This is a genomic window from Candidatus Gastranaerophilales bacterium, assembly GCA_028693235.1.
Classification (GTDB): Bacteria; Cyanobacteriota; Vampirovibrionia; order Gastranaerophilales; family Gastranaerophilaceae; genus JAQUVW01.
The window spans coordinates 96,154-120,054 of sequence record JAQUVW010000003.1 but is presented as its reverse complement, the minus strand read 5'-3'; the positions used below and the strand labels follow the sequence as shown (position 1 = coordinate 120,054).

Annotated in this window: 27 protein-coding genes; 18 read left to right on the top strand and 9 right to left on the bottom strand. The window is 34.6% G+C overall.

Going from position 1 to position 23,901, the window contains the following annotated elements; all coding sequences use genetic code 11:
- Positions 1–9: 9 nt before the first annotated feature.
- From rbfA to PHV37_06035, 6 genes are all read left to right on the top strand, one after another.
- Positions 10–363 carry a 30S ribosome-binding factor RbfA gene (gene rbfA, locus PHV37_06060; GenBank protein MDD3237647.1) on the top strand — a complete coding sequence of 118 codons (354 nt, stop codon included), beginning with the start codon at positions 10–12 and terminating at the stop codon, positions 361–363.
- A gap of 6 nt (positions 364–369) precedes the next feature.
- On the top strand, positions 370–1,227 hold the full coding sequence (gene truB, locus PHV37_06055; GenBank protein ID MDD3237646.1) for a tRNA pseudouridine(55) synthase TruB: 858 nt from the start codon (positions 370–372) through the stop codon (positions 1,225–1,227).
- Positions 1,224–2,096: a hypothetical protein gene (locus tag PHV37_06050; protein ID MDD3237645.1), complete on the top strand. Its 873-nt coding sequence runs from the start codon at positions 1,224–1,226 to the stop codon at positions 2,094–2,096. The genes truB and PHV37_06050 overlap by 4 nt, the downstream gene beginning before the upstream one ends.
- A 24-nt stretch (positions 2,097–2,120) precedes the next feature.
- Positions 2,121–2,741 carry a GerMN domain-containing protein gene (locus PHV37_06045; protein ID MDD3237644.1) on the top strand — a complete coding sequence of 207 codons (621 nt, stop codon included), beginning with the start codon at positions 2,121–2,123 and terminating at the stop codon, positions 2,739–2,741.
- Positions 2,734–3,009, top strand: a complete 276-nt coding sequence (locus PHV37_06040; GenBank protein MDD3237643.1) for a hypothetical protein — start codon at positions 2,734–2,736, stop codon at positions 3,007–3,009. The genes PHV37_06045 and PHV37_06040 overlap by 8 nt, the downstream gene beginning before the upstream one ends.
- Before the next feature lie 96 nt (positions 3,010–3,105).
- Positions 3,106–3,435, top strand: a complete 330-nt coding sequence (locus PHV37_06035) for a hypothetical protein (GenBank protein ID MDD3237642.1) — start codon at positions 3,106–3,108, stop codon at positions 3,433–3,435.
- Between the two features lie 111 nt (positions 3,436–3,546).
- On the opposite strand, the gene PHV37_06030 is transcribed toward PHV37_06035, so the two are convergent.
- From PHV37_06030 to PHV37_06020, 3 genes are all read right to left on the bottom strand, one after another.
- The gene (locus tag PHV37_06030; protein MDD3237641.1) at positions 3,547–3,819 is read right to left on the bottom strand and encodes an HU family DNA-binding protein; all 273 of its coding nucleotides are present in this window, start codon (positions 3,817–3,819) and stop codon (positions 3,547–3,549) included.
- A gap of 160 nt (positions 3,820–3,979) precedes the next feature.
- Entirely contained in the window at positions 3,980–4,810 is an 831-nt protein-coding gene (locus PHV37_06025) for a SpoIID/LytB domain-containing protein (protein ID MDD3237640.1), read from the bottom strand.
- A 58-nt stretch (positions 4,811–4,868) separates the two neighbouring features.
- The gene (locus tag PHV37_06020; protein MDD3237639.1) at positions 4,869–5,174 is read right to left on the bottom strand and encodes a hypothetical protein; all 306 of its coding nucleotides are present in this window, start codon (positions 5,172–5,174) and stop codon (positions 4,869–4,871) included.
- Between the two features lie 176 nt (positions 5,175–5,350).
- Between PHV37_06020 and PHV37_06015 the strand changes: the two genes are divergently transcribed.
- The 11 genes from PHV37_06015 to PHV37_05965 all read left to right on the top strand — a co-directional run bounded on the left by PHV37_06015 (position 5,351) and on the right by PHV37_05965 (position 15,521).
- Complete coding sequence (locus PHV37_06015) at positions 5,351–6,043, top strand: flagellar basal body rod C-terminal domain-containing protein (protein ID MDD3237638.1); 693 nt, start codon at positions 5,351–5,353, stop codon at positions 6,041–6,043.
- 14 nt (positions 6,044–6,057) lie between these two features.
- The gene (locus PHV37_06010) at positions 6,058–6,771 is read left to right on the top strand and encodes a flagellar hook basal-body protein (protein ID MDD3237637.1); all 714 of its coding nucleotides are present in this window, start codon (positions 6,058–6,060) and stop codon (positions 6,769–6,771) included.
- A gap of 33 nt (positions 6,772–6,804) precedes the next feature.
- Entirely contained in the window at positions 6,805–7,152 is a 348-nt protein-coding gene (locus PHV37_06005) for a flagellar basal body protein (protein MDD3237636.1), read from the top strand.
- Positions 7,153–7,154: 2 nt separating this feature from the next.
- Entirely contained in the window at positions 7,155–7,598 is a 444-nt protein-coding gene (locus PHV37_06000; GenBank protein MDD3237635.1) for a flagellar basal body rod C-terminal domain-containing protein, read from the top strand.
- Between the two features lie 36 nt (positions 7,599–7,634).
- A complete protein-coding gene (locus PHV37_05995) occupies positions 7,635–8,270 on the top strand; it encodes a lytic transglycosylase domain-containing protein (protein ID MDD3237634.1) in 636 nt (211 codons plus the stop codon).
- Between the two features lie 12 nt (positions 8,271–8,282).
- Complete coding sequence (gene fliE, locus PHV37_05990) at positions 8,283–8,621, top strand: flagellar hook-basal body complex protein FliE (GenBank protein MDD3237633.1); 339 nt, start codon at positions 8,283–8,285, stop codon at positions 8,619–8,621.
- A gap of 120 nt (positions 8,622–8,741) precedes the next feature.
- Positions 8,742–10,400, top strand: a complete 1,659-nt coding sequence (locus PHV37_05985) for a flagellar M-ring protein FliF C-terminal domain-containing protein (protein ID MDD3237632.1) — start codon at positions 8,742–8,744, stop codon at positions 10,398–10,400.
- A gap of 18 nt (positions 10,401–10,418) precedes the next feature.
- Positions 10,419–11,366 carry a hypothetical protein gene (locus PHV37_05980; GenBank protein ID MDD3237631.1) on the top strand — a complete coding sequence of 316 codons (948 nt, stop codon included), beginning with the start codon at positions 10,419–10,421 and terminating at the stop codon, positions 11,364–11,366.
- The gene (locus tag PHV37_05975) at positions 11,344–12,054 is read left to right on the top strand and encodes a flagellar assembly protein FliH (GenBank protein ID MDD3237630.1); all 711 of its coding nucleotides are present in this window, start codon (positions 11,344–11,346) and stop codon (positions 12,052–12,054) included. The genes PHV37_05980 and PHV37_05975 overlap by 23 nt, the downstream gene beginning before the upstream one ends.
- A gap of 9 nt (positions 12,055–12,063) precedes the next feature.
- Positions 12,064–14,175 carry a flagellar biosynthesis protein FlhA gene (locus PHV37_05970; GenBank protein ID MDD3237629.1) on the top strand — a complete coding sequence of 704 codons (2,112 nt, stop codon included), beginning with the start codon at positions 12,064–12,066 and terminating at the stop codon, positions 14,173–14,175.
- Positions 14,172–15,521, top strand: coding sequence for a FliI/YscN family ATPase (locus PHV37_05965; GenBank protein MDD3237628.1), 1,350 nt, complete (start codon positions 14,172–14,174; stop codon positions 15,519–15,521). The genes PHV37_05970 and PHV37_05965 overlap by 4 nt, the downstream gene beginning before the upstream one ends.
- A gap of 2 nt (positions 15,522–15,523) precedes the next feature.
- On the opposite strand, the gene PHV37_05960 is transcribed toward PHV37_05965, so the two are convergent.
- The 6 genes from PHV37_05960 to PHV37_05935 all read right to left on the bottom strand — a co-directional run bounded on the left by PHV37_05960 (position 15,524) and on the right by PHV37_05935 (position 22,777).
- Positions 15,524–15,961 (bottom strand): hypothetical protein, encoded by a 438-nt coding sequence (locus PHV37_05960; GenBank protein MDD3237627.1) that lies wholly within the window; start codon positions 15,959–15,961, stop codon positions 15,524–15,526.
- A gap of 87 nt (positions 15,962–16,048) precedes the next feature.
- Positions 16,049–18,535 carry a leucine--tRNA ligase gene (leuS, locus tag PHV37_05955; GenBank protein MDD3237626.1) on the bottom strand — a complete coding sequence of 829 codons (2,487 nt, stop codon included), beginning with the start codon at positions 18,533–18,535 and terminating at the stop codon, positions 16,049–16,051.
- A gap of 95 nt (positions 18,536–18,630) precedes the next feature.
- Positions 18,631–19,395: a trehalose-phosphatase gene (locus PHV37_05950; GenBank protein MDD3237625.1), complete on the bottom strand. Its 765-nt coding sequence runs from the start codon at positions 19,393–19,395 to the stop codon at positions 18,631–18,633.
- Positions 19,396–19,828: 433 nt separating this feature from the next.
- Entirely contained in the window at positions 19,829–20,818 is a 990-nt protein-coding gene (locus PHV37_05945; protein MDD3237624.1) for a glycosyltransferase family 9 protein, read from the bottom strand.
- A gap of 2 nt (positions 20,819–20,820) precedes the next feature.
- Positions 20,821–21,168, bottom strand: coding sequence for a hypothetical protein (locus PHV37_05940; GenBank protein ID MDD3237623.1), 348 nt, complete (start codon positions 21,166–21,168; stop codon positions 20,821–20,823).
- Positions 21,169–21,232: 64 nt separating this feature from the next.
- Entirely contained in the window at positions 21,233–22,777 is a 1,545-nt protein-coding gene (locus PHV37_05935; GenBank protein MDD3237622.1) for a hypothetical protein, read from the bottom strand.
- An 86-nt stretch (positions 22,778–22,863) separates the two neighbouring features.
- Between PHV37_05935 and pheS the strand changes: the two genes are divergently transcribed.
- The gene (gene pheS, locus PHV37_05930; GenBank protein MDD3237621.1) at positions 22,864–23,898 is read left to right on the top strand and encodes a phenylalanine--tRNA ligase subunit alpha; all 1,035 of its coding nucleotides are present in this window, start codon (positions 22,864–22,866) and stop codon (positions 23,896–23,898) included.
- Positions 23,899–23,901: the final 3 nt, after the last annotated feature.

Genomic DNA, 23,901 nt, shown 5'->3' with positions numbered 1-23,901 from the left:
AGATTCCTGATGTCATTAAGAAATGAACGTGTTAGAAAAACTTTGATGAAAGAAATTTCTGATATAATACAAAAAGAAGTTAGAGATCCTAGAATTATGGGGGTTGTTTCTATTACTGATATTGAACTCGCTCATGATAATTCTTATGCAAAAGTTTATTTTTCTGTTTTTGCGACTGACGAAGAAAAAAAACTGAAAACAATACAAGCTTTAGAAGAACATACTTCAAAAATAAGGTATGAGGTTGGCAAGAGAATTCGCTTGAGATTGACTCCTGAGCTCAAATTTATCCCTGATGATTCTATCGAACGAGGAACTAAAGTTACTGAGATTATAAACAAAATTTCTCGAGGGGAATTATAGTTTCAAATGTTTGGATTTCTCAATGTTGAAAAGCCAAAAGGGGTAACCTCTCATGATGTTGTTGCTCTATTAAGGCGTGTTACTCACATTAAACAAATTGGGCATGCGGGCACTCTTGACCCAATGGCTACAGGGGTTTTGCCTCTTGCTTTGGGTAAAGCCACAAGACTGTTTGAGTATTTTTCTGATGAAAAAGCATATTGTGTCGTAATGCAGTTGGGGAAAATTTCTGATACATATGATGCTGAAGGTCGTATAGAAACTTTTTCGGAAAAGAAAATAACCGAAGATGAGTTAATTTCGGTATTACCTATTTTTATGGGGGAGATTGTCCAAGTTCCTCCCGCTCATAGTGCCGTTCATTACAAAGGGCAACGATTGTATGAATTGGCTCGAAAAGGTATAATTCCCGATGATATACCAAAAAGAGTCGTCAATGTTTCTAAAATAAATCTTATTGAATTTGATAATGGAAATCAAACTGCTAAGTTAGAAATCGAATGTGCAAAAGGCACTTATATTCGTTCTATTGTAAATGATATCGGGATGGCTTTGGATTGCGGGGCTTATATGATTGAATTGCAAAGAACGCAGTCTTCAAATTTTTATATAAAAAATTCAATTAACCTTGAGCAATTTACTGATATTGAAGTTGTAAAAAAACATTTGATTAATCCTCTTGAAGTTTTATCATATAATCGAAAATCATTGACTGAAGAAGAATTTAATCGCATAAAAAACGGCAATTCTATCAGAACAACTGATATTGAGTCGAATGTTTTGCTGTTGACTTATGATGATAAGCTCGTCGCAATGGCGAATGTAGAGGATAATTTAATAAAGGTTAATAAGGTGTTATTATGAAAAAGTTAATTATATTTTTGGCATTAATTATGGGGGCTCAAGGTGCATTTGCCGTTGATTATTCTTCAATGTGTATGAGCGAGCCTTACCCTGTTAGTGGTGCATTTCCTCATTTTATGTCAAATGCTTCTGGTATGAACTTTTTGTTAACGCAGGTTGCTGAGTCACAAGTTCAAAAATCCTTAAAAAAACAAACAAATTCAAAATTTAAAGTTCAAATAGAGCCGTTTGGTGCAAAAAATTTTATCGATGGTAAATTCAAATCAATGACATTAAATTCAAAATCAATTTCTACCGATGGTGTTTATATTTCTGATTTTAATGCAAAGACATTGTGTGATTATAACCAAGTAGTTATAAAAAACAAGAAAGAAATGTATTTTCCTACAAATTTAATATTGAATTATTCTGCCGTTATGACAAGTGATGATTTTAAAAAAACTGTTTTATCATCAAGTTATATTAATATGTTGAATAAATTGAATATATCAATCGGTAACACAGTTTTGTTCAAGGTGTATGACCCGACTGCTAAAATTTCAAACAACAAAATAAACATGTCTTTTAAAGTTATTACCCCGATGCTTTTTACAAGTAGTGCATCTACTTTTACGTTGAATTCTTCGTTGGGTGTAAAAGACGGTCAAATTGTTTTTTCTGATTTTGATTTAGGTTCTTCAAATTCTAAGTTGAATATGGAAAAAATATTGCCATTGGTAAATAAACTTAATCCTTTGTCTTATGATATGAATGTTACCAATGACGCAAAAGGCACCGTCAAAGTAAGCAATGTTAAAATTGATAATGACCGAATTGTCATGGACGGGGTCTTTATTATTCCTAAAAATTATGTTATTAATAGTAAGTAATATAGTTTTTACGGGTAGCTTAATATGAGTGGTTTTTCAAAATTTGTAGTAGTCATTTTGATTTTATTATCAATTTTGTATGTTAAAGTCAAATTTTTTGGTGATTTTAATTTTGGTATATTTACTAAAAAGCCGGAGGTTGTCAGGGAAGTTAAAAACTCAATGACTCCGATTGAAGATAATGTCAAAAAGAAAGTGGAAACTCAAAAGAAAACCGCAAAAGTTGAAGCTCCTGTAAGCGTATATTTCTTAACTTTAGACGAAAATGGTGCTCCTGTATTTAAAACTGTTACAAGAAATACAAGTGCGAAGAATAAGTTGACTTTTGCAATTAAAGAATTGTTAAAAGGTCCGGCATTTAGTGAAAAAAATCATGGAATATATTCTGAAATCCCTAGAGGAACAAAATTATTGAGTGTAGATTTGCAAGGTGCTAATATCATTATAAATTTAAGTTCTGATTTCCAATATGGAGGAGGAACTGATAGTGTATATTCAAGAATGCATCAGCTGATAAAAACTGCAAAGTCCAATACTTCAGGTCAAAATATTTATTTATATTTGAATGGTAAACAAGTAGATGTACTTGGTGGCGAGGGCATTATGGTTTCACAACCTTTAAATGAGAATTCTCTAGATGACTAAAAAAGACATTGAATATTATATGAATTTGGATTGGACTCTCATTGAGGGTACGGATTTAGATTTTGAGGGTAAAAAATATCATTATATAGAAATAAAAGAAATTCCGAGTTTTGCTTTTTGTGCAAAAACAAGAGAGGCTGCTTTAGCTAATTATAAAAAACAGTTACGCTGGACGCTTCAAGTTATGCTAATGGACGAAGATGCTGAAATAAGAGAGCCTGGTGATGACGATGAAGATGATATTGATTGGGAATCTATTTGCCCATAGTTACATTTTGTAAATAAATTTGTATATTTTACTGAATAATGGCAAAATTTATCTATGATGAATTTTAAATAATTGTCCTAACGAAAGGTATTAAAAATGAAAACAGCTCCAGTCGCTACTAATGTCAATAATCAAAAGCTTCCAACCAGAAAAGAATACGCTAAAAAAGGTTTTTGTTTAGCAGGAGCTACTAGTTTGGCTTTTTCACTTGCTAGTACAATTAAAAATCGTAACCTTATAAAGGATTCTTTCAAATCAGTTGTTGACGACGCTGTTAATGCCGGGCAATCAAGCAAGAAGGCTAAAGCTGTATTTGCTTTAGGAACTGCTATTGGACTTGTCGGTACGGCTTTCATTGACGGTACAATAGGTGCTACTATCGGTGGTATAATTGGTGCTGTAAAAAATAAGAATGCAAATAAGTAAATAATTTATTAGTTTTATAAAAAACGAGTGCAATTAGCACTCGTTTTTTTATTAATAATGTAAAAACCTATCAGGATTGCTCCGGATAGGTTTTATGCATTTTGAAATCTACTATTTAACGATTTCTTTAAATTTCTTACCAGCTGAGAATGCAGGAACTGTTTTTGCAGCAATTTTAATTGTTGCACCAGTTTGAGGATTGCGGCCAGTTCTAGCAGCTCTTTTTCTAGCTTCAAATGTTCCAAAACCAACCAAGGTAACTTTTTTACCTTTTGCAACTGTTTTTTGAACGGTGTCGATTGTTGCACTAAGTACGTCAGCTGCAGCTTTTTGTGAAACTTTTGCTTTTTTAGCAATTTCTTTTACTAATTCTTCTTTGTTCATAAGAACCTCCCTTTTGTTTACTTTAGCTATTATACTTATTTTTCAAATTTTAGCAAGCATTTTTGCAAAAAAACTTTTACGAACCGTTGTCATAAGTGGATATAGAGCTATTTCGCTAAATTGTATAATTAGGGAAAGCATACTGCGAGAGGGGATAAGGTTAAAAGTTCCATCCCGGAGTAAGACGCCCGAATTTAATATTATTGTAAAAATAAGTTAAAATTTGATAAGCATTATAACCTTGTTGTGCAAGATTATTGGCACCATATTGGCTCATACCTATACCATGCCCCATTTTTTTTATTCCATCATCATAAGAGGGGACGGAACGAAGATAGGGCAAATTGTGAGCCCATTGTCCACCAGAATTAGAAGTTTGCCCACCGGCACTGGCGTGGTAATAAGCAGGTATAACTTGTTTATTGTAAGTAACCACAATTCCTTTTGTAGAAAGAACTGCTTCATTTGTTTTTGTTGTTTCTGATGTAGCACCGCCATAGGCTTGGTCTTCGGTGTTATCTTTGAGGTCAAATCCAAGAGATGCTCTTTTGCCTCTGTTTGCAATGGCATAGCTTCTTGCCGCTATTGCTTGAGCTTTTAGTGCTTCAGCATTCCATTTTGATGGCATTTCAGAGGGAACCACCCCCATAAGATATTCTTCTAATGGGAGATAGTTTATCAATGTTAAGTTGTTATTTCTGTTATTTATTATAAATTCGCCTCTATACCAACGTTTTTTAGTTGAAAGAAACCCTGTGTTGTCTGTCTTTAAAACTACAGAATCGGTGCCGAGGTCATAGTATTGACCGTTTACGTTCATTAAAATTGTATTTCCGTGAGCTTTTAGAAAATAGACTTTCATCGGAGATAACGTATAAGCCAGATGGTTTGTTCTTGCGTTAATCAATTGTGCTTTATTTGATGATGCAATGTAGGTTTGAGATGCATCAGTAATTAAGCCGACCTTTACAGCTTCTGCTTTGGTTGACATCGTTAAAATTGAAATAAACGTTAATAATAATATTAAGTATTTTTTCATAACTTTAATCTTATTTTATTTCGGCTTGTTCTAATATTTTAATTAGCTCAAGTGCGATTGTTTTTCTTAAAGACTCCGGTGACAAACGTAGATATTCCATTGCGTCTGACAGACTTTTTTCTTCATCATACCATCTGCGAAAGACGGCATTGATTTTTGGGACAATTCCTTGTGGAAATTCAATGTTATTGTTTTTTGCTTCAGCAATTATTAAATTTGCACAATCAAGCTTGCTGTTTTCTGATGAATTTTTCATCAAACTTACGGCTAAACTTACGGTTGGATTTTTATCGTACCATCTTTGTCTTTTTTTCATTCTTGCTCTCCGACATTTTAATTTTATCATATAAATCTAAAAAATATTACCCATTTCATACAAATAATGTAGAAAACAAATTGCATACTGACATATTTCTTCTAAATAGATGATTTATTTTGACTTTCAATCCTATATTATTATATAGAAAATATGTATTTGATAAGGGAAATTGTATGTACTTACGTGGTGGCATAAATTTTATCGAGAACGGATTGACTTGTAATATCAGGGCAATGCATTTGCAAACAGAATTAATGGGGATTACGAGTGAAAATATAAACGGATTTGATAAGATTGGTTATCAAAGAAAAGATCCTGTTGTATCTTCATTTTCTGAATATATTGGAGCACATGGGCTTTCAACTGCTATAGATGATACTGTTGGCAGGTTGGGGCAGTCTGAAAATCCTTTGGACATTGCTCTTGGTAATAAGGGCTATTTTCAATATTTGGGAAAACATGGTGTTAAACTTTCCAGAGATGGTAGGTTGAAAGTTGATAAAACAGGAAATCTTATGAATGAAGCAGGTGAAAAAGTCCTTGCAAACGACGGAACTGCAATTAAGCTGCCCTTTTTGCCCGATGAACTCAGCCAAATAAAAATAGACACAGAAGGTAATGTAAGTGTGTTTAATAAAAAAACGAATAAGCTTGATTATGTATCGACACTTTCTGTAGTTACAACTGAGGGCGTAGCTGTGATGGCACCTAACGTAAGGCAAGGTTTTAATGAATTTTCAAACGTTTCTCTTTCAACTGAATTTATGCAAGCAATGCCGATAGTCAGAAATTTTGATGCAAATCGTCAGCTTTATCAAATGCAAGCAAATTTGCTTTCTAAAGCAGTTCAACAATTAGGTAGTTAATTTTAGAGGTTTTTATGTCTAGTTTTCAAGGTGTAATAAGAAGAAATATTATTAACGCAAATACTCAATTTGAGAAGTTGGGTTATATTTCAAGTAACATTTCAAATTATAATACAACTGCTTATAGGGCGGTTCGTTTTGATGAAATGCTAGGCGAAAACGGATATTTAGACGGTGTTGTTCGCCGTAGTTTTACAGTGGGGGCTCCATTGAGAACCGATCAACCTTTTGATGTTTCATTGTCAGGTGCAGGATTTATTCCCGTTACATCAAGAACAGGTGATGTAACTTATACTCGTGACGGGGCTTTTAAATTAGATAAAGATGGTTATTTAATCACAAATGATGATTGTTTGGTTGGTGATGGAATAAAAATTCCTGCAAATTATGATGCAATAATAATTAAGCCAAATGGTGACGTAACTGCTGTCTTAGAGGCAGGTGGTAAAGAAAAAAAATTGGGTACAATTCCTGTTGTTAATTTCTTAAATCCCGAAGGCTTAAAAGGTGGCGATGGCAATAAATTTATATGTACAGATGACTCAGGTGAACCTATCCTTATGACCAATCATCATAGTGTTATGCAAGGTTATTTGGAAAGACCTAATGTTGACATGTACGATCAGGTCAACACCGTAATGAGATTGAATGCATCAATGCTTGCAAGTTTTAAAGTCATGAAAGCAGTGGATGACATGTACAATAAAGCTGTTACACTAAATCAATAGAAACAATTAAAAAATAGTATGTAGAGGTAAAGTATGTATACTCCGAGTGATTCATTTGGAAAAATTAATTTGATGTTGGATTTGGTTGCCCAAAGACAAAGGGCTCTTTCTGCCAATCTTGCTAATATGGACACACCGGGTTACGTTAGAAAAGATATTAAATTTGATTCTTATTTGGGAACTATGAATAGCCCATTAGAAACAGAATTATCATCTAAACTCGGGCCTTCCGCCATTATTGAAGATAGACAACAAGGTCCTATTAATGCGGCTAATGAATTAACTGAGATGCAAAAAAATTCCTTGATGTATTATGTTGCATCAAGAAATATGACCTCTTTGATAACTAATATGAAGACAGTAATGAATGTAGGTAAATAATTATGAGTTTATTAAATTCAATTGATATAGGTGCAAAAGGGATGACCGTACACGGAAAGCGTATGGATATAAGTGCTAAGAACATTGCGAACTTAGATACGCCTAATTATGTAAGAAAAATCCCTGTTTTGACAGCAACTGATAATATTTCGTTTGCAGGTTTATTAAGCTCAATGAAAGAAGATTTGTTTGGTATGGGGACAGTTCCTTTTCTTCAAGGCGGAGTGGCTATGTCTGGCGTGGTAGAGGATCCTACGCTTGGTGATAGGTTATATCGCCCGGGGCACCCTGATGCTGACTCTAACGGCTATATAAGGACATCTAATGTAAATCCGCTTGTTGAAATTGCAGATGCTTCAATGGCACAAAGAGCCTACGAAGCCAATTTGGCGGTGGTGAATATTACCAAAACAATGGCTCAAAGAGCTTGTGAAATAGGGAAATAGTTAATTTATATATAACAGAGGGTACAGGGTAGGAAGTTGTTTTCACAAAATATACAAAACTTAATAAATACAAGTGGTAAAGAAGCCGCAATTAAACGTGCAGCTCAGATTAACACCTATGTTAATAATCTTGAGAAATCAGTTTTAGAAGAACCTTCAAATAATACGGTTCAGCCTTTTTCTGATGTTTTAAAGTCCAGTAATGCAATTGATTCAAAGTTTAAAGTTCTAAACGCTGATGATGTTAACGCTGTTTCTGCTTTGCCTTCTGTAAAGCACGGAGTAAAGGCATCAAAATCTCAAATCATGAATATTATTTCTCACATGGCTAAAAAATATGACATTGATGAAAAATTAATTAAAGCATTAGTAAAGCAAGAATCAGGTTTTAGATCTGATGCGGTTTCTTCTTGTGGAGCCATTGGACTAATGCAGTTGATGCCTGCTACAGCTCGTGGGCTCGGGGTTAAAGATCCGTTTGACCCTATTCAAAATATAGAGGGCGGTGTCAAATATCTTAAATCAAAATTGAAAAGACATAACGGAAATTTAATACTTGCTCTAGCTGCATATAATGCGGGTTCGGGCAATGTAGATAAATATAATGGAGTTCCTCCGTTTAAAGAAACTCAAAATTACGTAAAAAGTATATTGGCAAATTACTTAGGATAAGGATTATATAGGATGATTAAGCAAAATTTAGTACCAAATATTGATTTGTTTCAAAGAATAGAGCCTTCAAAATATACCGATTTTGGAATTGAGGGTATGAGAATGAAGTCAGTAGAGCAACCTGAAACTGAGAATTTTAAATCAGTAATGTCAGGTTTGGTTTCTAATTTAAACCAAGAAATGTCAAAACCTGACGAATTGTTAAAAGATCAAATGATGGGAAATTCAAATGTTGATATCCATGATGTTACAACTGCAATGGCTAAAGCTGAACTGGGAGTAACCTTGGCAACTCAAGTCGCTGGGAAAGTCATTCAAACGTATGAAAAAGTTATGCAAATTTCAATATAACATTACCTTATATTTAAAATAATAGTATAATATTAGCATGGGTGAGGTAAAATCGTAGAGCATGAACTTTTCGATTGACACTGATTATGAGTGTAATTATTAATTATAGATAGATTAAGGATGAACTTTCAAGAAATACTAAAAAATAAGCCGTTGTTATACACAATCATTGGGGTGATTGCGTTGATTTTGGTTATATTTGTTTCTATGGGTATGGTAGCTGCAACAAAAGGCTCTACCGGTGGTTCTAATGTTCAAGTTGAAAAAAAAGTTAAAGAAGATGCTACTTTATTGACTACCGATAATCTTGGTAAGGCTCTTGAAATTCAAGCCTTGCTTGCAAAACAGCAAATTGAAGCTCAAAGAGTAAATGAAGGAAATAAATCTTCCATTGTCTTAAAGGGTGGAACTTATACTCAATCTCAACGTGATGCTGCTCTTTTGGCTATTGTTCAAAGTGGATTGATGGATCAGTTTGTCGGTCTTGAAATATTTGACAAAGGTGATTTTACTTCGACTAAAGAAGACAAGAGAATCAGGCTTTCGCGTGCTATCAATGGTGAGTTGTCCAGATTGATAAGAAAAATTGAAGGCATTGAAAATGCTTCCGTTTTTATCTCTATTCCTGAACAAAATTCTATGTTTACAGCTGATAAAAAACCTATTACAGCTACAGTTCAACTCGTTGTTCCAAGTGGCGTAAAGCTAGACCAAACAAAAATAAAAGCTATTACAAATTTGCTTTTAGGTAGTGTTACCGGACTTACTTCTGAAAATATTTCTATTACCGATACAAACGGGAATGTTTATCATAGTTTAATAAATTCAACAGATGACCAACTTTCAAGATTGCAGGAAAATGACCAATATATGCAAGGTAAAGTCGCGTCTCAATTAGACAGGTTGCTTGGAAAAGGTAATTATGTCTGCACTGTAAGTACATTTCTAAGACAAGTTCCTATTGAAAAATCAAGCATATTGTATAATCCGAAGCAAAAAACCTCAGTTTCTGAGCAAACTTTCTCAGAGGGTTTAGGCGATTCAACTCAAGACAGCAATAAAGGCTTGAATGCTGTCAGTGTTTATTTGCCTAATGGGTTGCCTGCAAGTGGAAGTGATTCAGCTCAAAACCGCAGTTATTCAAGAATAGCAAAAGAAACCCAATACGGAGTTTCAAAAACTCAAGTTAATGAGTATATTAAACCGGGCGTAGTTGAAGATATTTCTATTGCAGTAACGATTGACGAGGGTGCCATTCCGACAAATATTACAGAAGACGAATTAAAAGCTTTAATTGCAAAATCAGCATCTCCAAAAGTTTCACCAAACAATGTTTCAATTGCTTATTCAGATTCTATCGAACCGTATTTGGCTTCCGATAGACCGGTTAGTTTGCCAAAAGTTGAACAAACAGGAAATCCTTGGTGGATAGCAATAGCTTTGTTGGTTGGTGGTTTGATGTTCGGATTTAGTTTTATTTCTAAAAAACTTAAAGCCGCAGCTTTAAAACAAAAAGAAGAGTTAGAATCTTTAAGAGCCAAATCTCAAGAACAAGAGAAACAACTCAGAGATGTTAATTTAAAGGCTGCAGAATTAATAGAACGTCAAGCAATAATGCAACAAGGACTTATGGAGCAACAAGCTCAACAACAAATATCTCAAAATCCGAATGCCGTCGAAGATTTGAAAAACACCATTACTGATGTGTCTTCTGACATCGCTTTTGCGGAAGATGATGCTGTTATTGAACAAGTAAAAAGTTGGATTGAAAAGTCTTAAACAAGGGGATAACTTAAAATGTCGATAGAGGGGTTTAACTACAAGGAGTTCGCAGCTGACCTTGCTCAGCAAGCAAAAGCTGTCTTGCCTCGTGATTTGTCTGATGAAGACAAGAATTATATTGTAAATATTGTAAATAACTTCTGTTTTTTAGCAGGCGAAGCTTTATCTAAAGATAAAACTGTTACCTTTGATGTCGGGCAAGCTTCTGTTGTTACACAGTTTATTGGTGAATGGTCTTTTCACAAATCTGTTGATTTAATTAGAGGCGGTGTTCCTCCTCAATTTAGAGATCCTATTTTACAAAAAATTGCATTTACTGTTTTTGAAATTGCCAAACAGTCTTTGTCGAAAAATTTACCACAGGGTCAAATGATTGATTTAGTGGAACATCACGTCAAAAAATGTTTTGATGAAGCTTTAGCGGATTTAAAGAAAAAAGGTGCATTAAATGATCAACAAATGAAAAATGCCATGAGCCAGTCAAATATTGATGCTATGGCTCAGGCTGATAATGCAGCTATTGAAAGTGCCAGTGATGCTAAAATTTTAAAAATGGCTGCTTTTGCAATGATTTTAAAACAGTTGCCCAAAGACAAAGTCGGCACAATTTTGAATAAATTCGCACCTTCCGAGGCTCAAGTTTTAATTCAATATATGCAAATGGATGACCTTGAAACAAAAATCGATACAAGTGTTGTTCTTAAATGTTTGCAAGAGATAAAAACTTCGTTGCCACAGCCGAAAAAGGTCAATATTAATAAAACTTTGGGGCAATTTAGTAGGGCTTTGGCTAAAGTTGATGTCAAAGTTTTGGAAAATATTGTCGAGCAAGAGCGTCCATTGGTCAAAGAATTTATATTAGATGAAGCATTTGATGAAAGAAGAAATCTTTCACCATGGGTGATACAATTGATTTGTAAGCATGTAGAAGACAAAATAGATGATTATCAAAAGAAAGCGTAATATCGAAAAAAAAATAGACAAACAAGAAGTGACTCCAACAGAGGTTGAAAAAACTAAAGTTGAGCCACCTGTTGAAGAAGATATTCTTGCAAAATTTAGTATTGATAACATAAATTTTGAACAAAGGGCTGAACGTAGGCAGGGAAGCAGACGTCGTGGCTATCGCAGGATTGATGATAGAAATTTGATTTCAAGAGCTCAAGAAGAAGCTATTTCTATTAAGGAAATTGCAACTAAAGATGGTCGACTAGCCGGTATTGAATCTGCAAAAGAAGACCTTGCTCGTTTGAATTCTTCAATTGACGAGTTCTTTGCATACAAGGATAAAGTCTACGAGGAGTTGACTTCGGGTATTTTTGATATTTCTGTTGAAATTGCAAAAAAAATCCTTAATAATGAATTGAAAACTAATGATGAAGCTATTTTGAATATTATTCAAGGTATTTTGGATGATAATGCAAAAGGCGAAAATCGAATAACCATAAAAGTTATGCCCGATGACGTTGATAATGTAAAGGAAAACTTGCCAGATAAGTTGGCAGACTCAAAATATGATGTGAAAATAAATGTAGTTCCAGATGCTGATATTTCTATGGGGGGAGCAATTATTGAAACCTCAAATGGAATCATTGATGCTACAATAGAGTCACAAATCCAAATAATACAAGAAGCTTTCAAGAAAATATAGGGGGAACAATTGGCAGCCGGAGGCTCAAAAAATCCAGTCAGTGAAATAATGTTAGCATCAGGTGTAATCTTGCTAATATTAATTTTGCTTGTTGAAATGCCTCCTTGGGTTATTAATTTTTCAATTTCTTTCAATATTACTTTAGGAATTGTTTTATTGATGATTTCTTTGTATATACAGAAACCTTTAGAATTGGCGGCATTTCCTTCTATCATTTTGATTGGTACAATGTTTCGGTTGGTTTTGTCCATTGCTTCTACAAGGTTAATCTTGGCTAAAGGTAATGCTGGCGAAGTTGTTGAAGCTTTTGGTAATTTCGTTACGGGTGGTAACCTAATTGTAGGTTTTGTTATATTTTTGATTATAACAGTTGTCCAATTCATGGTTATAACAAAGGGTTCTGAACGTATCGCAGAAGTTGCTGCGAGATTCGCCTTAGACGCAATGCCTGGAAAACAAATGACTATTGATGCCGATTTTAATGCGGGGTTGATTTCACCAGAAGAAGCTGTAAAAAAACGTGAAGACCTCCAAAGAGAATCAAGTTTATTCGGTTCTATGGATGGTGCCATGAAGTTTGTAAAAGGTGATACTATTGCAGGTATTATCATTGTAATAATTAATATTGTCGGTGGTTTAGCAATTGGGATGCTTCAAAACGGTATGCCGGCAGGGGACGCCGTTCAAAAATATACAGTGTTAACAGTAGGTGATGGATTGGCTGCTCAGTTGCCGTCATTATTGATGGCTATTTCAGCAGGTATCGTAATGACACGTTCTTCAGCTACAGGGGCTTCTTTAGGTGGTGATTTAGCTGCTCAAATTTTGAGTAAACCTTATAGCTTAGGATTTGCTTGTATTTTCTTGGGGCTTATTGCTGTTACAAGTCCGTGGACAGGGCTTCCTGCTTTGCCTTTTGTTATTTATATCATTGTTATTGCTGTTGCAAGTTTTTCTGTTTTAGTTAATCAAGATGTCCAATCTCAGTTAGGGCAGTTGGAAAATGTTCGTCAAAACATGCAAGATTTGGTTAATCCAAACAGAATGTATGAAAGACTGGGGGTTGATGTATTAAGTTTGCAGGTTGGTTCAGGCTTGTTGATTATTGCGGACCCGGATCAAGAAGGTCAATTGTTACCGAAAATTGCTGCTTTACGTCAAAGAGTGACTGATGAGCTCGGATATATCATTCCTAATGTAAGAATTATGGATTCTTCGGCTCTTGATGCCAATGAGTATTTGATTTCGATTCGTGGTAATACTGTTGCTACGGGTAAGGTTTACCCTGGAAAAAACATGGTTATTGCTGACCAATGGGACGCTTTAGGCAAAGATGTTCCCAAAGATGCTATTGTTGGAGTGGATCCTACTTACCAAACACAGGCTTATTGGCTAGATCCAACGTCTATTGAGGCTGCTGATAAAATTACTGCTGTTGATTCAGTTGATGTTATAGTAACCCATTTGCAAGAAGCTGTCAGAAAATATGTAGATGAAGTTATGACTAAAACTGATGTCTTGAAGCTAATGGAGCTTGTTAAGAGTCAAGACCCGACTTTGGTTAATGACTTGGTCCCGACTATTATTTCGACTAGTGATTTGCGGAAAATATTTGTTAATTTGATTAGAGAAAAAGTATCCATAAAAGATATTATATTTATTTTTGAGAGACTTTGTGATTATGCACGTTTTTCAAAAGAGCCTGATATTTTATCTGAAAGGTTGCGAGCAGCCTTAGGGCGTCAGATTTGTCTTGCTAATGTAAATCCAGAAAAAGTATTGTATGCACTTACTTTGTCGCAAGATTGGGAAAAAACATTAGATGATAGTTGTCAAAGAACTGAGCTTGGTACTATGTTTTTGCTAAATCCTTTGCAAGTGCAGGAGCTTATTGAGTCTACGGCGTCAACTTTGATGAGAGCCCATCAAAATATCGGCAGACAGCCTGTTATTTTGTGTTCTCCTCGTATCAGATTGCCTTTATATCAATTGTTAGAAAGACATATTCCGACTATTGTTGTCATTTCTTATTCTGAATTAATTACTGACATTCGTGTCGAAGCTGTTGATACAATTGGTGAATCGTACATTTCAGATTATAGTTTCGGCGGTGAATCGTGATAGAACAAAGCACCGAAAAATCTATTGAATATATGAAAAAAAGAGCTTTTGAGATTATTCACAATACTCAATTATTTCATTATAAAGGTTCCGTTTCGAAGCTTGTTGGCTTGACTGTTGAAGTAAAACTCCCCGGTCTGAAAATTGGCGATTTGTGCTTTATTGAAACAACCGAAGGCGAAAGAAAAGCTGCAGAAGTTGTTGCCTTTAAAGGTGAATATGCTCAATTATTGCTTTTGTATGATGGTGCCGGGATTGGTCAAGGAAGTTTGGTTCAGTCTACAGGAAAACCGATTACTGTTCCTGTCGGGGATTTTTTGTTAGGCAGATTAATAAATCCTTTGGGTGAGCCTATCGATGGAAGACCCCTTGATACATCTGTTGCAAAATGGGTTAATATTGATAATGCACCACCAGGGGCGTTTGACCGACCGATTATTAAAGATACGTTTTCGACCGGTGTAAGAGCAATAGATTCGCTATTAACCTTGGGTGGTGGGCAACGTATGGGATTGTTTGCAGGCTCTGGTGTTGGTAAAAGTACAATGCTGGGAATGATTGCTCGTAATTCTGAGGCGGATGTCAATGTAATGGCGTTAATCGGTGAACGTGGGCGTGAAGTCAAAGAGTTTGTTGAAAATTCTCTTGGTGTAGAAGGTATGAAAAAATCCGTTTTGGTTTGTTCAACAGGTGACCAGCCACCTTTAATCAGACAGAAGTGCCTTTTAACGGCAACGGCTGTGTGTGAATATTTCAGAGATCAAGGCAAAAAAGTTTTTCTAATGACGGATACTGTTACTCGTTGTGCTATGGCAGGGCGTGAAGTTGGACTGTCAATCGGCGAGCCTCCTACTATGAAAGGTTATCCACCATCTATTTTTTCTTGGCTTCAAAAGGCTCTTGAAAGAACGGGGAACAGTCCCCGTGGCTCTATTACCGCCTTATACACCGTTTTGATGGAAGGTGACGATATTAACGACCCGATTGTTGATACTGTCCGTGGTATTGTTGACGGACACATATTCTTATCCAGAAAAGTTGCGGAGATGAATCATTATCCTGCAATAGATGTTTTAGGTAGTATCAGCCGTTTGTTTACGGAAATTTGTACCCCAGAGCATAAGGCTGCTGCTGCCAAAATGAGAACTCTATTGGCTTTATACAGGGAAAATAAAGATTTGATTGATGTTGGTATGTACACGCCAGGGTCAAACCCCAGGCTTGATATTGCTATTGAGTTGATGCCGCAAATTAACGGTTTCCTTCAACAAAAAGTTTCTGACAGCGTTAATATGCAAAATACTATAAATACTTTGATATCAATGATGCAAGATGTCGAAATATAATATTATTCGATTTTTTGTGATTTGCAGACTACATCATATAAAAGTTCACCATAGGAATCAGGGACTATACTGTGCCAATCTGACAAAAGGATATTATATTCATCGCTTGTAATTACTTGCTCCTTTAAATCATATACTATTAATGATTCCAATCCTAATTTTTTGTTTGTGCAGTCAACTACCTGTTTGTTTAATTTGTACCATGGCTTTTTATGGTAATTTTTTTCAATAAATGTATATAGTTGAGTTTTGTCGTTCAATGATTTAGTCCAAAAGGAATATTTATTTGTTGAGCGATAGTTCAAAGTATCAGTAAAATATTCGATACTTTCTGTATCTATAAAATTTTTGTTATCATTAGTAATCGGAACCCAATTAGTGGCGTAGGTTTGTATAGTCGATAAAAATAACGCAGTTATTAATAAAAATATTCTTCTCATATACATTCCTTATTCATTTTTTTGTTTATAATACTAAATTCTTAACAAAAAAGCAAGGGGGTAGGCCTCGCTTTTTGATTGTTTGTTTTATTTAACAACGATATTTACAAGTTTTCCCGGGACAACAATGACTTTTACGACTTGTTTTCCGTCGATTTGAGTTTTTATCTTTTCGCTGTTTAATGCTATGTTTTGCAAATCCTCTTTGCTAGCTTCAGAGTCAGCTTCAATTTTGTCTTTAACTTTTCCGTTTACTTGAACTACAAGCGTAATTGAGCTTGTTTTTGCAAGATTTTCTTCAAAGTTCGGCCAAGCTGAGTCAAAAATCGAGCAAGTTCCGCCGAAATCTTTGTATAATTCTTCTGCGATATGCGGAATTACAGGCGAAGCCAACTTTAAAAGTGTAATAGTCGCAAAGCTCAATATCTGCTTATCTTCATCTGTAAAGTCTTGCTTTTTAGCCAAGTAATCATAAATTACATTTGTGAATTCTCTTAGTTTTGATATTACAGTGTTAAATTGGAATTCATTTGAAATATCGTGAGTAACTTTTTTTATAGCCATATGCGTTTCTCTTACAAGAGCGTTGTTGTCTTTTGTTAAAACAGATATTTCAGGGATTTTGTAATCCATTGTAATATTATTTTGATTCGTGCTGTATAAACGCCAAAATCTGTTTAAGAATTTGTAGCACCCTTCAACGCCTGCGTCAGACCAGTCGAAATCTCTAGCTGGAGGTGAATCTGATAAGATAAATAATCTAGCTGTGTCTGCTCCGTAATTTTTGAAGATTTCGTCAGGGTCTACAGTATTTCCTTTAGATTTAGACATTTTGGAGCCGTCTTTTAGTACCATTCCTTGAGTCAAAAGGTTTTTAAAAGGTTCATCAAAATCTAAAACTTTCAAATCTCTCAATACTTTTGTGAAAAATCTAGCATATAACAAGTGTAATATTGCATGTTCAATTCCTCCAACGTATTGGTCAACAGGTGACCAGTAGTTGATTAAATCTCTATCAAATGGTTTTTCTTGATTTCTTGCGTCTACATATCTGTGGTAATACCAATTTGAGCACATAAATGTGTCCATTGTGTCGGTTTCTCTTGTAGCTTTGCCGCCACAAATCGGGCAGGTCGTTTCTTTGAATGTAGGAGATGTCGTTATTGGAGATTTTCCTACTACTGAAAAATCAACGTCTTCAGGAAGTAAAACAGGTAGGTCTTTTTCGTCAACAGGCACTGTACCGCATTTTTCGCAATACAACATTGGAATAGGTGTACCCCAATATCTTTGTCTGGAAATAAGCCAATCCCTCAATCTGTATTGGGTAGTTGCTTCACCAAACCCACCTTTTACAGCTCTTTCAATCATTGCGAGTTTTCCGTCTTCGTTTGATAGTCCGTCACATTCACCTGAATTTACCATAACCCCGGGGTCAACATAGGGCATGTCGTCTAGGGTTAATGTTTTTTCTTTATTTTGGATGACGATTTTCATTGGCAATTTGTATTTTTTAGCAAAGTCATAGTCACGTTCATCATGAGTTGGAACTGCCATAACTGCACCTGTTCCATACTCTACTAAAGCATAGTCCGCTGTCCAAATCGGGAATTCTTCACCTGTAAAAGGATTAATCAAGTGAGTTCCTAAAGGAACTCCTGTTTTGATGCGGTCTGTTGAGAGTCTTTCAATTTCTGTCATCTTGCGTGCGTTAGCTCTGTATTCCTCAACTGCTTGTTTGTTTTCTGGTGTAGTTAGTTTTTCAATATCTTTATATTCAGGGGCTACAACCAAATATGTGATTCCGCATGCTGTATCGGGTCTTGTTGTATATACAGGAACTTCCATTCCTTCAATTTCTTTGACTTTAAATTTTAAGATGGCACCTTTTGATTTGCCAATCCAGTTTTTTTGCATTGTTTTAACGCTGTCCGGCCATCCGTCGAGTTTGTCGATATCTTGCAATAATTCATCAGCATAATCAGTAATTTTTAAGAACCATTGAGATAAGTATTTTTTTTCGACAACACTGTCACAACGCCAGCATTTACCGTCAATAACTTGTTCGTTAGCTAAAACAGTGCCACATTTGTCACACCAATTAACAGCAGCTTCTTTTTTGTAAGCTAGTCCTTTTTTATACATTTGAATAAAGAACCATTGAGTCCATTTGTAATATTCAGGAAGGCAAGTTGTTACTTCTCTATCCCAGTCAACCATAAGCCCCAATGATTTAAGCTGTTTTTTCATATACGAAATATTGTCTAAAGTCCAAGTTCTAGGGTTTATGCCGTGTTGAATTGCCGCATTTTCAGCAGGTAAACCGAAGCTATCCCAGCCCATAGGGTGCAATACATTAAAACCGTGCATTCTTTTATAACGAGCTACAACGTCGGAAATAGTATAGTTTCTGACATGTCCCATGTGTAGTTTGCCTGATGGGTATGGCAGCATAGACAGGATATAATATTTTTCTTTGCTCTGGTCATTTTCAACTTTGTTTGCATTTGTTGCATCCCAATGTTTTTGCCATTTTGGTTCAATTTCTTGTGGGAAATAGCGTTCTTCTATCACTGTCTGCTCCTTTTAATCTCTCATGTGGTTCTATTATAATCAAAACATGCTCATTTGTTAAGAAAAAAAGGCATATTTGCTATGCCTTTACTTGTTTATAAATATAAGTTGTTTGTATCTATAAGAAATTCTTCAAGTTCATTTTGAGTTATTGTAAAATCGGATAGTTTCATTGAGGTTTGAGAGAGCGGTCTTATGCCTATTGCCGTGATTTTCTGTTTTTTTGCTTCAGAGATTAATTTTTCGTCGTCGCCAATATAGCAAATTTTATTACCCTCGAATTTTGTTATAACTCTGTTTAATATGCCTATTTTACTGATTGAAGAAGGCATAATCTCAAAATATTGTTTCTTTTCTATTAGCTTTATATCAAAATCTTTAATATTTTTTATAACATTTTTTGTTGTAGTTTTAATTTCAGATATTAGTGTTTTGTCTACTGATTTGAGCTCTAGACGTATTAAATATTTTTCATTTTTTATTCCAAGTTTTGCATAATCTGTCAAATTCTTTTTTAGTTTTGAAAATATACTTGTCATCTTTTTAACTACATTTGTATCAATGTCGCTCTTCCTTTCTTTATTGAACTCAATTTCAGCTCCGTAGTTTCCGCACAATTTTATATTTTCTGTATTTATTGCGAAATCTTTTTTGAACTCATCGATTTTTTTGTTTGTTATTAAAACGATGTTGATATATTCTTTTTTTGCAAAATTTTCCAATATTCTTTTAAAGATGCTGTTTAAAAGCGGCGGATTAAGTTCCGGGCGTAACGGGGTGATATCGCTGTCGTAGTCGATAACTAATACCAATTTGTCTTTATCTTTAATTTTTTCTTGTAAATTATCTAATGAGTTCATTTTAAATCCTTTCAAAATGCAGTATAGCGACGATGCACGAATAAAACATCCGTGTAAAATATAGTAATTGTTCTGGCGAGATAGAGAAGTTGCTACCCCGCTATTTTATACTAATTTTTCGCACCTGGAAATATTGTTTTTTCCATTTTGTTTTTGTGCAGCAAAAACATGGCTGAGTGTGTTCAATAAACTCAGACAATATAAGTTAAAGTTTTTAGCTCTAGCTGATTTGTGCACGATGATATCCTTTTTTGATAGATATTATACTATAACATAATATTGGTCTATATTCAATAATTTTGCAATTTTGTAGAATTATTTACCTAATAGTTTAGATTTTGCCATTTTAACCGCATCAATGATTTTTTTTATTGTGGAGTATAAAACTTGGCTTTCGTGTAATGTGAGCAACTTTTATTTTGGTAACCTTGACCTATAAGAGCTCTGTTATTTGCTCTATTTTTAAGTCTAAGCATTCTTTTGTTTCGCAACTTGTTTGACGTTTATCCCAAAGGCAAGGTCTACAGTGGATATTGTTTTTTATTGCGGTATATTTTTCACTTTTTGGTAGTAGTTTACTTTCATCGGTGGGGCCAAAAATGGCTATTGTCCTTGTATCTGTGGCGACTCCGATGTGCATTGGGGCAGAATCTGAGCATATTAAAATTTCATTTTTTTTAATTAGTTTCGCAAGGTCGATTATATTTTTTGTTTTGCCATACATATCTGAGAAATTTGCAGTGTTTTTATCTTTCAAATATTCTCTTATTTCTTCGATACATTCTTTGTCATCAGGACCACCTGCGAGCATAACATTTTTGCCTTTTTTCAGCAGTTGTTCAATGAGTTTTGCCCAAGTAAGATTTGACCAACTTTTTATGATGTTTTTTTTGATGCTCATTTTGCTGACGCCAGGGTGCACGATAACCGAGTTCTGGATGGTTGGTTCATCTTCTAATACAATCTCAGGGTTTTGATATTCTTGTTTTGTTAAATCCTGAATTAAATCATGGTACATTTTGCCAGCATATTGATTTTGGTTTAATTTGGGTGTTTGAGTCAATAATTTTTGAGAAATTAACCCTGTGTCATAGCCGATTCTTGTTTTTATTCCTGTAAAATATAAAAGAAACGGTATGAGCTTATTTCCTCCAGATGAGACAACAAGGTCGTATCTGCCAAACAAAGCTTTGAAATAAAATTTCAAAAGTTCAAAATACTTATGCTTACCTTTTATGTCGACGCCGATAGTATTATCAATAATCGGCGAAAGGTTTTTAATACTCCCGCTTCTTGGCTCAAGAACCAATGTGATGGTAGAATTCGGATATGTTTTTTTTAAGCTTTTTATCGTCGGCAAGAATAATATCTCATCACCTATTCCGCCAAAGTTTATTAAAAGTATATTTTTGAATGTTTTCATAGTTAAAAAGGTTTAGTTTGGTTTAATTTATTTCTAAGTTCTCTAAATCTGGCAATGTCTTCTTGAGCTCTGTTAGATTCTTTGAACACAATTTGACTGGAAGGATGAACCATCAAAATATAGTCGATATGAATTTCTAAGAAATTATACTTTCTAGGTGGTGCAGTACCGTTTTTAGGCATAATTTCAGCATTGGTAACAGCTAAAAATCTTTTTTCTTTATCATTTAATAGATCAGTCAAATCTCTGTTGTTGTTTGTGTATTTAGAAACGTGAACGACACCCTTGATGTCGTGATCGACGGTCAAAATACAAACTTCTATTGGAACTGTATCTACATGCTTTACCATTGTAAAATCCTTATCTGTAATTCATAACTTGATTATAGTATAAAATCCGAATTATGGCTATAACTTAATTTGAAAAGTTTTCCGAGTAGAATACCACGCATTCACCCGGTGACAATTTGCCTCGTAGCGTGTTTTTGGTTAAAAGAGGGGCGTTTGTTAGGTTTACGGGAATTATATCTGCATTTTTCTTTAATTTACGAATGGTTATTTTGTAGTTTTTTTCTGTTTTGAGATTGGTATTTATAATAACGATAATACCTTTACCTTCATAGTCTCTGGTATAGGCGAATATTTGTTTGTCAGCTATGTTTAACATATTAAAATTACCTTTAGAAATAACGTTAGATGCTTTTGTTTTTAAGCGAATTGAGCGATTTAACATTTCTTGAAGTTTTGTGTTAGTGCCTCCCGGTTTTCTTGAAAAATTAAAAATATCAATTTTGCCACGGTGCACGTGATAAAAATCATCATCAGTGTATGTAACATCAGCCTTTTTGTTTGAATATTTATATAAGTATGAGTCCCCAGTCGGAAATCCGTCGATATAATATGGATTTAGGGGCAAAGTTGCGTTTAGCCAAATCATAATTTCTGAAAGTTTTGGACTTGTTAATATTGGGCTAAGTTCATCATGGGTTGCAAAACTACCGATAGCAGCTTTTTTCCCTGTTTTTGCGTTATTTAAAGCCATATCCTTTTCGACTTGTTTTTTCAATTGGTCGGAGCTTGTCCAGTTCTTTAACTCAAAATAGCTGCTGTAGTAACCGTCAAAGCCTGCTTGTAGCAGTTTCTCATAATTTGTAAAAACAGCTTTGTCTGATGCCGGTTCTGTCCAAGAGTCAGAAGATTCTGCTAAAAATAAAAATTCAGGGTCTCTTGAACGAGCGTATTTGATAATTTGAACCCAAAAATCGTATGGCTTTATAGTTGCTACATCTGCTCTTATGCCGTCTGCACCTATCGTAAATACCATATTGATAAACTTTTTATGTGCTTCTAGCAAATCTTCATTTAAAGAACCGTTATCATTTTGGGTTTTAAACAAACGTACATCTGTCCAATCTGCAGGGATAACCGGTTCTTGGTTTTTATCTTGCAAGAATAAATCAGGATTTTTTATAAACATTTCGTAAGAACCACAACTCGGAAGGTCCACAATCACTCTTATATTTCTGGCATGACACTCGTCAACAAAGGCACGAGCTTGTGTAAGTGCCGACATAGAACTTTTTTTGTCAACAAGTTGCGGGTTTAGCGACGTAATATCGCTCATTGAATATACAGAACCTGCAGTTCCTAATGCTTTAATCTTGCCTGTTGGAGTTATCGGAAGCAGGTGAATAGTGTTTATTCCTTCATTTTGAAGTTCGTTCAATCTTTGAATTGCGTTCAAAAAAGTACCCGATTCTTCACCTTTTTCAGGCTCGATTATATCGTTTCCGTTTAGGTCTTTTGCGTTAAAAGTTCTCAAATTTACGCCATAAATTATCGCTTTGTTGTTTAAAAACAAAGTTCGTAAGTCATTTCCTCTATATTCAGGTGTCGCAATCCCTTTTGTCGGAATTGAGATTATTAATAATGCTAATAATATTTTTATAAATCTTTTCATGCTTACATTATAGCAAAAATTTTTATTCTGAATGACATTGTTTGTTCTATAATGTTTCTATAATTAAATTATTTTGTGAGGGTAATATGAAATCTAAACTTGAAAATATAAAATCGGAAGCCATTGCAGCTATCTCTAATGCTACATCTACGGCTGATTTGGATGAAATAAAAAATACATATTTAAGCAGAAAAGGTGAGTTAAATAATATTAAAAAAAATTTAAAAGACCTTTCTGTTGATGAAAAAAAGGTTATTGGAGCTTTGGCTAATCAAATATCTAATGAATTAGAACAATTATTGGCTGAAAAATCACAAGATTTTTATAAAAAAGAATTAGATGAAAAATTAAAAAAAGAGACCATTGATATTACGCTCCCAGGGGATTTCGTTCCTCATGGAAAAGTTCATCCTCTTACTCAAACAGTCAATGAGATTGTTGATATTTTTCAAGGCATGGGCTTTACTTTAGCTGAACCTAAAAAAAGTCCTGAAGTCGAAACTGAATATATCAATTTCGACATGCTTAATTTCCCTCAAGACCACCCTGCTAAAGATATGCAAGATACTTTCTATACAAAAGTTGCTCCGAATGTTATTTTGAGAAGTCAAACATCCGGTTCACAAATTAGAGAAATGCTTGACCATAAACCTCCGATTAGAGTTATAGACCCAGGTAGAGTTTACAGATGTGAGACGGTTAGTGCCCGCAAAAATAACCTTTTTCACCAAATTGAAGGACTTGTCGTTGATAAAGATATCACCTTTGGCGATTTGAAGGGTGTTATGAATGAATTTTTGAGAATATATTTTGGCTCCACTAGACCAACTCGCTTTAGAACAAGCTATTTCCCATTTACAGAGCCCAGTGTTGAAATAGATGTTCAATGCATAATGTGTGAAGGAAAAGGCTGTAGAACCTGCTCCGGTACAGGTTGGCTTGAAATTTTGGGTGCAGGCATGGTTGATGTTAATGTACTTAAAAATGTTGATATTGATTCTGAAGTCTATTCGGGTTTTGCTTTCGGCATGGGGATTGAAAGACTTGCCATGCTTAAATATGCGATAGATGATATTCGTTTATTCTTCAATAATGACAAACGATTTTTAAAACAATTTTAAAGG